General features: G+C 68.4%; 14 protein-coding genes. 4 read left to right on the top strand and 10 right to left on the bottom strand.

From position 1 onward, the window contains the following. Positions 1–222: 222 nt before the first annotated feature. The 4 genes from thiS (at position 223) to KIH07_RS20590 (ending at position 1,986) form a co-directional block, all read left to right on the top strand. Positions 223–477: a sulfur carrier protein ThiS gene (thiS, locus tag KIH07_RS20605; RefSeq protein ID WP_226493742.1), complete on the top strand. Its 255-nt coding sequence runs from the start codon at positions 223–225 to the stop codon at positions 475–477. 1 nt (position 478) lies between these two features. Beyond that, a complete protein-coding gene (locus tag KIH07_RS20600; RefSeq protein WP_226493741.1) occupies positions 479–778 on the top strand; it encodes a hypothetical protein in 300 nt (99 codons plus the stop codon). A gap of 87 nt (positions 779–865) precedes the next feature. After that, on the top strand, positions 866–1,312 hold the full coding sequence (locus tag KIH07_RS20595; RefSeq protein WP_226493740.1) for an OsmC family protein: 447 nt from the start codon (positions 866–868) through the stop codon (positions 1,310–1,312). Positions 1,313–1,419: 107 nt separating this feature from the next. After that, positions 1,420–1,986 (top strand): RrF2 family transcriptional regulator, encoded by a 567-nt coding sequence (locus KIH07_RS20590; protein WP_226493739.1) that lies wholly within the window; start codon positions 1,420–1,422, stop codon positions 1,984–1,986. Positions 1,987–2,004: 18 nt separating this feature from the next. Here KIH07_RS20590 and KIH07_RS20585 read toward each other — a convergent pair whose 3' ends face one another. From KIH07_RS20585 to KIH07_RS20540, 10 genes are all read right to left on the bottom strand, one after another. After that, the gene (locus KIH07_RS20585) at positions 2,005–3,006 is read right to left on the bottom strand and encodes an FAD:protein FMN transferase (protein WP_226493738.1); all 1,002 of its coding nucleotides are present in this window, start codon (positions 3,004–3,006) and stop codon (positions 2,005–2,007) included. Positions 3,007–3,023: 17 nt separating this feature from the next. Then, the gene (locus KIH07_RS20580; RefSeq protein WP_226493737.1) at positions 3,024–3,437 is read right to left on the bottom strand and encodes a c-type cytochrome; all 414 of its coding nucleotides are present in this window, start codon (positions 3,435–3,437) and stop codon (positions 3,024–3,026) included. An 89-nt stretch (positions 3,438–3,526) separates the two neighbouring features. Next, the gene (locus tag KIH07_RS20575; RefSeq protein WP_226493736.1) at positions 3,527–4,150 is read right to left on the bottom strand and encodes a nitrous oxide reductase accessory protein NosL; all 624 of its coding nucleotides are present in this window, start codon (positions 4,148–4,150) and stop codon (positions 3,527–3,529) included. After that, positions 4,150–4,695 carry a nitrous oxide reductase accessory protein NosL gene (locus tag KIH07_RS20570; RefSeq protein ID WP_226493735.1) on the bottom strand — a complete coding sequence of 182 codons (546 nt, stop codon included), beginning with the start codon at positions 4,693–4,695 and terminating at the stop codon, positions 4,150–4,152. The genes KIH07_RS20575 and KIH07_RS20570 overlap by 1 nt, the downstream gene beginning before the upstream one ends. Further along, entirely contained in the window at positions 4,692–5,513 is an 822-nt protein-coding gene (locus KIH07_RS20565) for an ABC transporter permease (protein WP_226494781.1), read from the bottom strand. Before KIH07_RS20565 ends, KIH07_RS20570 begins: the two co-directional genes overlap by 4 nt. A 2-nt stretch (positions 5,514–5,515) precedes the next feature. Continuing rightward, positions 5,516–6,460, bottom strand: coding sequence for an ABC transporter ATP-binding protein (locus tag KIH07_RS20560; RefSeq protein WP_226493734.1), 945 nt, complete (start codon positions 6,458–6,460; stop codon positions 5,516–5,518). After that, positions 6,441–7,646 carry a nitrous oxide reductase family maturation protein NosD gene (locus KIH07_RS20555; protein ID WP_226494780.1) on the bottom strand — a complete coding sequence of 402 codons (1,206 nt, stop codon included), beginning with the start codon at positions 7,644–7,646 and terminating at the stop codon, positions 6,441–6,443. Before KIH07_RS20555 ends, KIH07_RS20560 begins: the two co-directional genes overlap by 20 nt. Positions 7,647–7,720: 74 nt before the next feature. Beyond that, positions 7,721–10,339 (bottom strand): NosR/NirI family protein, encoded by a 2,619-nt coding sequence (locus KIH07_RS20550; RefSeq protein WP_226493733.1) that lies wholly within the window; start codon positions 10,337–10,339, stop codon positions 7,721–7,723. A 100-nt stretch (positions 10,340–10,439) separates the two neighbouring features. Then, complete coding sequence (gene nosZ / locus KIH07_RS20545) at positions 10,440–12,371, bottom strand: TAT-dependent nitrous-oxide reductase (protein ID WP_226493732.1); 1,932 nt, start codon at positions 12,369–12,371, stop codon at positions 10,440–10,442. Next, on the bottom strand, positions 12,368–12,745 hold the full coding sequence (locus KIH07_RS20540) for a DUF2946 family protein (RefSeq protein WP_226493731.1): 378 nt from the start codon (positions 12,743–12,745) through the stop codon (positions 12,368–12,370). Before KIH07_RS20540 ends, nosZ begins: the two co-directional genes overlap by 4 nt. Positions 12,746–12,789: the final 44 nt, after the last annotated feature.

Raw genomic sequence — 12,789 nt, 5'->3', positions numbered from 1 at the left:
CCTGCCTTGGGGCGGCCCGGCGGCTGGCCCCACGACCCCCACGCTCCGCCGCTGCGCGGGTCGCTGCCCCCCGAGGGGGCTGGGCCTGCCTTGGGGCGGCCCGGCGGCTGGCCCCATGGCCCCCACGCTCCGCCGCTGCGCGGGTCGCTGCCCCCCGAGGGGGCCGATCCGCCTTGGGGCGGCCCGGCGGCGGATCGTTTGCCATCTATCACAATGTCTTCCATGCGCATCACCTTCAAGCTCTTCGCCACGCTGACCGACTACCTGCCTGCCGACGCGCGACGCAGCAACCAGCTGTCGCTGGAGGTGAGCCCGGACGCGCCCATCAGCCAGATCATCGAGCCCTTTGGCCTGCCGCCCAAGCTGGTGCACCTGGTGCTGGTCAACGGCAAATACGTCGAGCCCGACAAGCGCATGAGCACCACGCTGGCCGAGGGCGATGTGCTGGCCATCTGGCCACCCATCGCTGGGGGCTGACTTGCAGTCGAGCTATGCGGAGCGCTTCGAGCGCGACATGGGCTGCACCGAGGCCGAGTGGCTGGGCTGGCTGCCCGCGGCCATCGGTGCCTGCGCATGGCTGCGCGAGGGCCACACGGCGCGGGTGGAGATACCGCCGGGTACGCTGCAACTGAGCTGGCAGACCCGGCCGCCCCGCGTGATCGCGCTCATGCGCATGCCCGTGCTGCGCGTGGGCTTCGTCTTTGACGGGCTGGACGCGGCGCAGCGCCACGCCTTCATGAAGCGCTTCGACCTGTACATGCAGCGCGGTGGGGGGTAGGTCATGGCCCTGTGGGTGGCTACATACCCCTGGGGGAATGGGTAAGATGCGGAACATTGCCCCGCAACCCACACCGAAGGACCCGGCATGAGCGACAACGCCAGCGTGACCATCACCCGCCAGTCGGGCTACCAGTTCCTCGTCGATTTCGGCGCGGCGATACCGTCGCTGCTGGCCGACGAGCCCGCGCCGCTGGGCCAGGGCGCCGGCCCGGCGCCCGACCACCTGCTGTTGGCGGCGGTGGCGAACTGCCTGAGCGCGAGCCTGCTGTTTTCGCTGCAGAAGTTCAAGCAGGACCCGGGCACACTGGTGGCCACCGCCACGCCCGAGATGGGCCGCAACGAGAACAAGCGCCTGCGCATCGTGGGCATCCACGTGAAGCTGGAGCTGGGCCAGGCCGCGGCCAGCATCGAGCACCTGGACCGCGTGCTCGCGCAGTTCGAGGAGTTCTGCACCGTGTCCATGAGCGTGCGCCAGGGCATCCCCATCCATGTGCAGGTGCAGGACGGCACGGGCGCCATCCTCAAGGACTGAGAGGCCAAGAGGTTGAGCGGCGGTCGCGCCCGCCCGGGCGCGCGCCGTTTTGACGGTACAGTGAAACCTCTTGAACCAACCTCGTCTTTTCACAGGGCGAAGACCCGATGCGACTCACCCAATGGACCGACTACAGCCTGCGCGTGCTGATGTACTGCGCGGCCTGTGATGGACGCGAGCACCCGCCCACGGTGAACGAGATTGCCGAGGCACACGGCATTTCGCGCAGCCACCTCACCAAGATCGTGATGATCCTGGCCGCTTGTGGCTGGATCGCGACCACACGCGGCCGGGGCGGCGGCCTGCGCCTGCTCAAACCGGCCAACGAGCTGACCCTGGGCGAGATCGTCCGCCAGACCGAGACCGATCTGACCCTGGTGGAGTGTTTTGACAAGAAGAACAACACCTGCCGGCTCGACGGCTATTGCCGGCTCAAGGACGCGTTGTACAAGGCCATGAAGGGGTTCTTTGATGTGCTCGACGGCGTCACGCTGGCCGACCTGCTGGCGCCCGTGGCCACCAGCAAGGCGCACGCGGGGCTGCTGCCCCACCTGATCCCGATCCAGCTCGCCTCATTGAAGATGCCCAAAAAGGCGCCGGCCTCAACCGTTCCGGCCGCTACCGCCAAGCGGCCACCGGCCACGCGCAAGCCGGCCAAGGCCAAAGCCGGCTGATGCCGGAAGCAACGAGGGTCAGTCCCACCGCCCCATGGTGTGGACGTGGTCATCGGCATCCACGATCAGGCTGTCCACCCCGCGCAGCGGCGCGAGCAGGTGCCGCCCCGCCGTGGCGCCCGCCACCATGATCGCTGCGCCCAGGCCGTTGACCGGAGGATCGGGCTGGCGCGACACCGTGACCACGCCCCGCACGCCGCGGCTGGGCATGCCCGTGCGCGGGTCCAGCACGTGGTGGTAGCGCCGGCCGTTGCGCACGAAGCAGCGCTCGTAGTCGCCGGAGGAGGCCACGCAGGCGTCGCGCACCTGCACCGTGCCGATCAGCCGTTCGGGCGCGCGCGGGTCGCGGATGCCCACGCGCCAGTCCTGGCCCTGAAGCTGGCCGCGCGTGAGCACGTCGCCACCGCCATTGACCATGGTATGGCGCACGCCGTGTTGTTCGAGCACGCGCAGACCCGTCTGCAGGATGGGCAGTTTGGCCACGCCCCCCAGGTCGATGCGCATGCCCGGGCGGCCCAGGCCGGCCTGACCGGTTGCGGGGTCGATCAACACGTCGCGGAAATCCACCAGCCGGCGTTCGCGGCGCAGCTCTTCCGGCGCGGGTATGCGGGCGTCCCGCGGGTCGAACGACCAGCCGTCGTACGCCCCCACCGTGATGTCGAAGGCGCCGTCGCTGAGCCGTGACAGCTCGGCGGCACGCTGCAGCACCGCGAGCAGCTCGGGCGGGGCCATCACCAGGCCCCGGCCCGCGCAGCGGTGCATCGCGCTCACCAGGCTGTCGGCGCGGTAGCGGCTCATCATGCGTTCCAGGCGCTGCATTTCCGCAAAGGCCGCCTGCACGGCCGCCACCGTGGCGCCGGGGCTTTCGCCTTGCGCCACGATGTCCACCCGCGTGCCCATCAACACGCGGGACGCGCGGTGGACGTCGGGGCTGGCCAGCGCCGGGCGCAGCCCCAGGCCGGCGACGAGCAGGCCGCCCAGCCCGGCCAGGTACTGGCGGCGTTGGAGCAGGTGTGTCATGGTGGGGCCGGGTGGGTTCAGAGCGACTGGGCGACCATGTGGTCCACGGCGGCCTTCAGTTCGTCGTCGGTGAGGGTGCTGCTGCCACCGCGCGCGGGCATCATGCCCTTGGCGCCGGTGAAGCCTTCAAGGGCGTGCTTGTAGAGCGTGTCCTTGCCTTGCGCGATGCGCGGGCCCCAGTCGGCTTTGTCACCGGGCTTGGGTGCACCGGCCACGCCAGCGGCGTGGCACATGGAGCACACCGAGCCATAGACCTTCTTGCCCACGGCGTTCTCGGCCACGGGGGTCGGTGCGGGTTCCGGGGCGGGTGCGGGCGCTGCGGCCACCGGGGTGGGAGCGGCCGGCGCCGCCGCGGTGTCGGCGGGCTTTTCGCCGCAGGCCAGCAGGGCGGCGCTGCAGCTCAGGATCAGGAGAAGGTTCTTGGCGTTCATGGGGAATCCTTGAATGAAGTGGTGAAGGGGGCGGGGTGGATTTTAACATTCATTCTATATGAACAATTAAATCCGTTTTTTGACACGCATCAAAGTGGTCGGCCGTGGGTGTGCGGCGCGAGCCGCTGCAGCGACGCGGGCAGGCCCTGGCGCAAGCGCTCGGCCGTGAACCACTCGCCACCTTCCCGCGCCGCGAAGGCGCGCGCCTGGTCCAGGGTGGCGAACGCGGGCAGGTTGCCCGATCGCATCGGGCCCATCTGCCTCGACCCGTGCACGTACCAGGCCTGCTCGGCGGGTGTCCAGGCGCCGGTGTCCAGGTCGGTGACGTACGAGGCCACGATGCTGGCGGCACTCTGGCCGGCGGTGTAGCGCGGGACCTGCTGCTGGTAGAGGAACAGGCTCAGGGGCGAGTCCAGGTACTGCACGTCGCCGTTGTTGAAGATGACCTGGGCCGCCCAGCGGCGCTGGCGCGCCGGAAACATGCCGCAGACCGGGCAGCGTGCCTCGGGCGGCACCTCGCGCGCCGCGTGCAGGGGCAGGCCGGAGGCGGGGTCGTGGGAGAAGGTGGGCGCCGTCAGGCACACGTCGTCGGGCAGCACAGTGTCCCGCCGGGCGGGCGCCGGGGCACCCCGCACCACCCGGTAGCCCAGACCGGCGAGCACGGCCGAGGCGCACAGCAGCGAGAGACCGATGAACCGGCGGCGTTGCGGCATCACATGCGGGTGTCGTGCAGCGCACCGCCGCTCAGGTCCACCATGCCGGGCTGGATCTCGGCGTAGCGCAGCAGGCGGCCGCCGTGTTGCTGCATGAAGGTTTGCGCGGCGGACTCGGTGGCGAAGCTCGCGGCCGTGGGGCCCATGGAGCCGTGGCGCTTGCTGCCCAGCACGTAGAGCGCCTGGCGCGCGTCGATCCAGTGCCCCCGGGGCTGGTCCCAGTCGGCTTGGCCCATGTCCTGCACGTGCGCGCTCACCACCGCGCGCACCTGCTCGGGGGCGAGCAGCACCGACAGCAGTTCCACCGAATCGCAGAACCATTGCACCTCGGCCACGCCGTCGTAGCGGATCTGTCCCTTGGGGCCGGGGTAGTCGGCCAGCAGCATGCCGTCGAGCGAGCAGCTGGCCTGGGGGCTGATCTCGGCCGGGGCGCCGTTGGCGGCAGCGCCGCTTTGGCCGCAACCCGCCAGGCTCAAGGCCGCCAGGCCGGCGCAGCCGCACAGCAGGCGCCGGCGGCTCAGGGGGGCGTTGAAAGGGGTGTTCATGGTCGGAATCTCCAGGAGGCCAGGGCAAGGGGCGCGACGATCCAGGCCAGCATGGCGCTGGCGAGCCAGCCCACCTGGCTGAGGGCAGGGGGCAGGATGCTGGCCAGGCCGTACAGGCGCTGCACGTCGTCGAGCGAAAACACGTTGAGGATGCGGAAGATGTCGGCCGGGTTCAGCAGCAACAGGTAGGCGAAGACCTCGCCGCCGAACTGGCCGCCGGTGGCCACCAGCAGGCCCAGCAGCAGCAGGTCGAACACCAGCACCAGCGCGAACCACAGCGCGATGGCCAGGCCCGAGGCGCGGGTGCGGTCGCGGGCCAGCACCGACAGCAGCACCGCCAGGCTCAGGAACGCCAGCCCCAGCAGCACCGAGCTGATCACGAAGCCGGCGTAGTGGTACAGGCCGGCCCAGCTGAAGCGCTGGTACAGCAGCAGGGCCACCAGCGCAAAGCCTGACACGGTGGACAGCGTGAGCGCACCCGCGAGCCCGAGGTACTTGCCCAGCAGCAGTTCGAGCCGCGTGATGGGCAGGGCGAGCAGCAGGTCGAGCGAACCGCGCTCGCGCTCGCCGACGATGGCATCGAAGCCGAGCAGCAGCGCGATCAGCGGGATCAGGTAGATCACCAGACTGACCAGGCTGGCGATGGTGAGCTCGATCGAGCGCGGGCCGATCTGGCCCTGCGCGGCCGAGCCGAAGTAGGTGATGAGCAGCGAGAACACCGTGAAGACCACGGCCACGGCCAGCACCCAGCGGTTGCGCAGCCGGTCGCGGAATTCCTTGGCGGCCACGGCCTGCACCTGGCGCCATTGCAATGACATGTTCATGGTGCCTCCCTCAGGCCGAAGTACACGTCCTCCAGCGAGGGCTCGTGGATCTGCAGGTCGCTCAGGCCCGCGCCGGCCAGCCAGGCCAGCACCTGCATCTTGTGCTCACGCGGGCAGCGCAGTTCCAGCAGATCGGGTTCGCGCTGCTGCAGTGCGACGTCGGCGCCGGCCAGTTGTCCGGGCAGATCGTTGGACAGGGTCTGCAGCCAGGTCGGCGCGGCGCGCAGCTGGAACACCAGGGGCATGCGCGAGCGTTCGCGCAGCGCCTGCACCGAGCCTTGCGCGCACACGCGACCGTTGCTGAGCATGGCCAGGGCATCGACCCGCTGCTGCAGCTCGGCCAGGATGTGCGAGCTGATGACCAGGGTCACGCCCTGTGAACGCAGCAGGTCGAGCTGGTCGTAGAAATCGCGGATCGCAGAAGGGTCCAGGCCGGTGGTGGGCTCGTCGAGCAGCAGCAGTTGCGGGTCGCCCAGCAGGGCCTGGGCAAAGCCCAGCCGCTGGCGCATGCCTTTGGAGTACTCGCGCACCGCGCGCCCGCCGGCCCGGGTCAGGCCGACGCGGTCCAGCAGGGCGGCGCACTGCGTCTGCGGTGCGCCCTTGAGGCGCGCGAAGAAGCGCAGCGTCTCCAGCCCGGTGAGGTTGTCGTACAGCACCAGGTTCTCGGGCAGGTAGCCCAGGGCGCGCCGGGTGGTGCGGAAGTCGGGGCCGTTCACCGCGCAGCCGTTGACGCGGATGTGGCCGTGGCTGGGGGTGATGAGGCCGAGCACGAGCTTGAACAGCGTGCTCTTGCCCGCGCCGTTGTGGCCGATCAGGCCGAAGAGCTGGCCGCGCGGCACCCGCAGGCTCACGTTGTCCAGCGCCAGCAGCGGCGCACGCCGGCTGCCGTAGGGTTTGGTGACGCCCTCGAGATGCAGGGCCTCAGCGGAAATGCTTGTCACGCCATGTGCTCCAGTCGGGGTGTTTCGGCGCCATGGCCGGATGGGGGTCGATCACGCTGGGCACGCGCAGCACCGGGAACTGGTGCCCCAGCACGCGCAGGGCCTGCACCGCGGGGCTGCCCAGCAAGAGTTGAATCGAAGGGTGGCGCCACTGCAGGCGGTCCACCAGGTCGTTGGCTTCGTAGGACAGGTCACCGATGCCGTTGCCGTCGCGGTCCCAGCCCAGGTAGTTGCTCCAGTGATTGCCCTGGCCGGGCTGGGGCTGGCCCCAGGGTTCGTCGCGCGCGCCGACGTAGCGCACCTGCTCCCGGTTGGCGATGAAGTCGTTGCCCACCACCTGGTTGCGCGTGGACCCCGCGGACAGGTGCACGCCCACGTGGTTGTCCACCACCAGGTTGTTGCGCAGGGTCACGTACTCGACGTCGTAGATGAAGAAGCCACGGGCGTTGCCGGCCACCACGTTGTTTTCGATCACCGAGTCCTGCAGGGTGCGCAGCATGATGCCGTGGTCGGAGTTGCCCCAGGTGCGGTTGCCGCGCACCACCTGGTCGCGCACCTCCATCAGGGCCAGGCCGCCGCGGTTGTAGTAGCTGTCGTTGTCTTCCCACAGGTTGTGGTACGAGTTCATGTAGTGCGAGCCGTAGCGGCTGTGGTGCAGCCGGTTGCCGCGGAATTCGGCGTTGTGCGACACGTCGACGTACAGCGCGTCGCGCACGAAGCTGATGTCGTTGCCGGTGATGCGCGCGCCCTGCGTGTTGTAGAGCTGGATGCCGTTGCCGCGCTGCGAGGAGTTGAGGTCGCGCAGGCCGGTGATGCGGTTGTGTTCGATGCGCACCTCGTTGGCCTTTTCGATCCACAGGCCGAAGAGGTTGTAGGTCAGGTCGCAACGCCGCACCACGGCGCGGTGCGAACCGGGCTGCACGTAGATGCCCGCGTGCTGGCTTTTCAGGCTGGTGCCCGAGTCGCGCACGATCAGGCCTTCGATCACCACGTCGGGCGACGCGACGCGGATGGTGTCGCCGCGCTGGCCGCCGCTGAGGGTGGGGCGGTTGATGCCGCGCAGGGTCAGGGGTTTGTCGATGCGCAGGTTCACGCTGTAGAAACCGCGCGCCACCTCCACCACGTCGCCGACGGCGGCCTGCGCCACGGTGGCCTGGATGTCGCCGCCCGGTTCGACCCGCCACACGGCGGACCACGCGGGCAGGGCCAACGCCGCCAGCCACACGCAGGCCAGCCGTTGGAGCCAGGTGGGTTGGGTCTTCACGCCAGGTGCCCCAGGGTCTTGAGCACGAGGAACAGCGTCGCGCCGATCAGCAGGTTCTTGAACCCGACGTAGCTGAGCATGTCCATCCAGTTCGCCACGCGGTAGCGCGCCTGCCACCACGGGCCGTCCTTCACGTAGCGCTTGCCCGCCATGCGGATCAGCACCTCGTAGACGCTCCAGCCGAACCACCAGCCGATGATGGCGCTGGCCGACAGCCGCCCGTCGGCCGCCAGCAGCCAGGCCACGCTGGCGGCCAGGGCCAGCGAGAGCCCGGCGAACTGCAGGGCGCGCTGGTGCTTCCAGCCGTCGCGGCTCCAGGGCCACAGGTGGTGCAACACCTCCTGCCACAGGCCTTTGAGGCCCGGCGCGCGGCCGCCGGGCCAGGGCTGGGCGGGCGCGGTGGGCATGCGTGGATCGGGGCCCTGCGCCGCCCGGGCGCTGACGGGCGAGACCGGTTCGATGGGGATGAAGTAACCGTCGCGCCCGATCGGCGTGATGAGCAGGCCGTCGCGTTCGCGGCGCTTGCGCTCCTTGGCCAGTGGCGGGCAGCCTTTCTGGTCGGTGTAGAGCACCATGCAGTCCAGGCAGTGCAGGCACTCGCGGTGGTCGATGCGGCCGTCGGCGTCGATCGCCTGCGCGCCGCAGCCCACGGCGCAGGCCTTGCAGCTGTTGCAGTCCTGCTTGCGCTGCAGGCCGAACCAGCGGAAGGTGCTGGGCATGGCCAGTGAAGCGCCCAGCGGGCAGATGTACTTGCAGTAGGGGCGTTCGATGAACAGCGACAGGCCCAGGATCGCCACCACGAACAGCCCATACGGCCAGCTGCGGTGGGTGATGCCGACCAGGAAGGTGGTCTTGAAGGGCTCCACCTCGGCCAGCACCTCGGCCAGGCCCATGGAGAACATCGACACCACCAGCAGACCGAAGAAGATGGCGTACTTCAGCCACTTGAGCCGGTCGTGCCAGACCTGCGGCAGCTTCGTCTGGAAGCGCTTGAGGCCGATCACGCGCCCCACCTTGTAGAGGGCTTCGGAGAGCGAGCCGAAGGGGCACATCCAGCCGCAGAACAGCCCGCGCCCGAACACGAACACCGTGACGATGATGAAGACCCAGAAGACGAAGATGAACGGGTCCGACAGGAACAAAGACCAGGTCCACTGGAACAGCAGGGCGTGGAACCAGGTCAGCACCTGGGTGATGGAGGGCTGTGCCATGAGGCCGAAGCCGATGAAGCCGATGCTGAGCGCCCAGGCCGAGTACTTGAAGGCGTTGACCGGCCATTTGTTCTTGTGGGTCGAACGCCGCGTGAGCTTGTCGCGCAGGGCATAGACCACCGCCACCGCCAGCAGCAGGGCGATGAAGAGGGCAATCTCGATGGCGCGCGACTTCCAGATGCGCACCCAGGGCGCGTCGGGCTCGGTGACCACCGGGCGCCCGCCTTCGAGCAGATCCGCCGCCAGCCAGTATTTCGACTCGAAATTGGCGAAGCTGCGGTGGCCGGTGGCGCGGTCCACCCGGTTGCCCAGGAAGGCCAGCTTCCAGGGGTAGGCCGCCGAAAACGAACCGGCCCGGATGACGAAGATGGCCGACTCGCTGAAGGCCGGCGCGCCCGCGGCCTGCAGGCCATAGAGGTTGAGGTAGTCGAGGTCGCGGAAGGTGAACGAGTCGGCGCCCTGTTTCACCTGGACGCGGTCGTACAGGCCGCCGCGCACGAAACCGGAGCCCTTGAACGACTCCACGCCCGCGGTGCGCACCACGAAGAGCGCGTGTTCGCCCGGCTGCAGGCGCTCGCGCAGGTTGGCGAAGCTGCGCTCGCCCAGCAGGCTGCTGCCGATGTCGGGGTGGTTGAGGTCGCCGAACCAGAGTTCGATGAAGGGCACGTCGCCGCGTGGCAGGCCCACCTGTTCGGGCGTGACGCGCAGGGTCTGCACGGCACCCATGTCGACCAGCTCGGACCAGCTGTAGCGCTGCTGGCGCGCGACGAAGCGGGCGGGGTCGCGCCGCGTGGGCTCGATGATGCCGACCTGGCGGGCCACGGCCGCGCCCGAGAGTTGCATCACCTGGTTCTGGGCGATCACGGTCACGGTGGCGCCCGAGATGGCGTCCACCCCGAGCACGTTTTCTTCGGGGCGCGAGGGCCCCACTTCGATCTGGTCGGCCACCGACTTGCCGAGGTATTGGTGGTTGAAATCGAGCAGGGCCTGTTCAGGAATGCCCAGCAGCAGGATGGGCTCGGAGTGCTTGAGCACCTTGATGCCCACATAGCGGCCCTGCGCGTCCATGCCGATGAGCGTGACCACCGGCTTGCCGGAGTAGGCCGGGGTGTCGGTGATGTCGGTCGAGAGCATCACGTAGCCCAGCAGGGTCTTCTTGCCCGGTTGCTGCGGGTCGGCGTCGCCATAGGCTTCCACATACGGTGGCTGGCCCATGCGTTGAGAAAAGCTCTTGGCGCCCGGAAACACATCGCCGCAGGGCACGAGGGCACACAGATCGGGGTTGGTGGCCAGGTCGGCGGGCAGATGGGCCTCGTAGGCCTGTGCCCATGCATCGTTGCCGAGCGGGCTCAGCCACAGAGCGGCGGCGGTCAGCGCGGCCGAGAAAAGGCGTGCAATCGACATCGTTGGGGTCCAGGGGGCAGGGTCCGATGTCAGCGCCACGCGGCGCCGGCATCGGACCCGGCAAGGCAAGACCTCCCCAGGTGGGGAGGGGTGCGAAGGCTTACGCCTCCACGATCATGCGGGTGCGCATCTCCAGGTGCAGCGCGTGGCAGAAGTGCGTGCAATAGCACCAGTACACGCCCGGCTGGTCGGCGATGAACGTGACCGATGCCGTCTCCTGCGGGTTGACGATGAAGTTCACGTTGTGGTTGGGGATCGCGAAGCCGTGCGTCAGGTCTTCGACCTTGTCGAGGTTGGTGAGGATCAGCGTCACCTCGTCGCCCTTCTTCACCTTGAACTCGCGCAGGCTGAACGCCGGGGCCTGCGAGGTCATCTTCACCGTGACCTTCTTGCCGTCGCGGAACACGCCGGACTCTTTCGGGTCCTTGATGGCCAGCGGGAATTCGTCGAGCGAATACACCTGCTTGGGCTGGAGCAACTCGCGCTTGAAGATGATGAAGTCGTGCGGCTCGCCACGCACCGGGTGGTCGGCCAGCAGCACCATCTTGTCGCCCGAGATGTCGATCAGCTGCTCGTTTTCGGCATGCAGCGGGCCCACCGGCAGGAAGCGGTCCTTGGAGAACTTGCAACCCACGGCCAGGTACTTGCCGTCGGCGGCCTTGGTTTCGGACTGGCTGGCGTTCAGGTGGCCCGGCTGGTACTGCACGTCGATGCGATCGACCACGTATTTGGCGGCCTTGTCGCCGGCGTGGAACTTGATCGCGGCGTCCACGTTCCATTTCACGACCTGGCTGTCGAGGAACAGCGTGGTGTAGGCGTTGCCACGGCCGTCAAAGGCGGTGTGCAGCGGGCCCAGACCGATCTCGACCTCGGCCACGATGGCCGCGTCCAGCTTTTCCAGCTTGCCGTCGAACCACTCGAGCACCTTGTTCAGCTCGATCACGGTGGCCGTGGGCGAGAGCTTGCCGGCGCAGATGAAGTACTTGCCGTCCGGGCTGGCGTTGACGCCGTGCGGGTTCTTGGGCACGGAAACGTAGGCGGTCAGCGCGGTCGTGGGGTCCTGGTTGGCCGCGTGCGTGCCGTCGACCACCGGCACCTTGGAGCTGCCCACGGTCTTGAACTTGCCGGCCTTCACCGCCGCTTCGATACGGGCGATGTTGAAGAACAGGCAGGCATCGCGCTCGGCCGACATCATGTCCTCGTACTTGACGCCCATCTCGACGTTGTACTGGTTGGTGGCGGCGAGCTTGCCGTCGTAGGACGTGGCGACCAGGTCGCAGTTGCCGTCGATCAGCACCTGCCAGCGCACTTCCATGCTCTCGGCGTCCACGCAGGTGAACATCGAGCGGTACTTGGAACCATCGTCCAGGCCGGTGTTGGGCTGGGGGATGGAGAACTCGGCGCCGCAGAACACCCGCGTGGTGTAGTTGATCGCCGGGTCCACCGGGTCGGCCTTGTCGGGGAAGATGCCGTGGAAGCCCTGGACGTTGGGCAACTGCGTGATCTTGTCGCAGATGAAATAGTCCAGACGGATGCGCGCGATGCGGGCGTTGATCTTGTCGTTGATCCAGGCGTAGCGGCCGTCGTAGTTGCCGTCCTTGTACGAGGCGTGGGTGTGGTGCGAGTCGCCCACCGTGTAGCGCAGCGAGCCATCGGGCTTGGTGCCCATGATCTTCTTGGACTCGTTGGTGATGCCCCAGCCCACCAGTGCGTCGGGCACAAAGCAGGGGATGCGCATGAGTTCGCGGCCCGAGGGCAGACCGAGCACGCGCATGTCGCCGGTGTGGCCACCGCTCCACAGGCCGTAGTAGGTGTCGAGCTCACCGGGCTTGAGGTGTGTGCTGTTGCCGCTGGCGTGCGCGGCATCGGGTGCCGCGGCCGGTGCGGCGGCGGGGGCGTTGGCGGCACCCGACTCCTTCTCGGTGCAGGCCGCGGCGCCCAGCGTCAGACCCGCGAGCGCGGCGGTGTTGAGGAAACGCCGACGACCCCATACGGTGGTGTCGCTGGCAGACAAGGTGCTGTCGTCTTTCATGTGTGAACCTCTTGGGTTTGGTTTTGGAAACGGGGTGGGCCACGCGCGGGCGGTGGCATGGCCACAGGGGCAGGGGGAACACTGTTCTCGCCACGGGCCACCAGCGTGTGGTGGCGTGGCCGTTCGGCGAACGCAGGATCGACGGCGGGCGTGGGCAGGGCGGCGGGCAGGCACAGGGCGCAGTCCAGCGTCGGGGCCGGCAGGCTGTCAGGGCTGTCGTCGGCGTTGACCCACTTGACGCCATCGCTGCCACAGACCTCGGTCATGCCGTGGTGGGTCAGCAGGGGCGATGCGAAAACGATGCCCCAGCAGAACAGCAGACACCACAGGATCCAGCGCTGCCGGGCTCGTGTGGGCTGTGGAAATGTGGGCATGCGCGGACTATAAGTCCGATATGATTCAATTGAAATGAATATTT

The sequence above is a fragment of the Hydrogenophaga taeniospiralis genome (assembly GCF_020510445.1).
In the GTDB taxonomy this organism is placed as follows: domain Bacteria; phylum Pseudomonadota; class Gammaproteobacteria; order Burkholderiales; family Burkholderiaceae_C; genus Hydrogenophaga.
The sequence above is the reverse complement of the archived record's forward strand: the minus strand, read 5'-3'. Positions and strand labels throughout refer to the sequence as shown.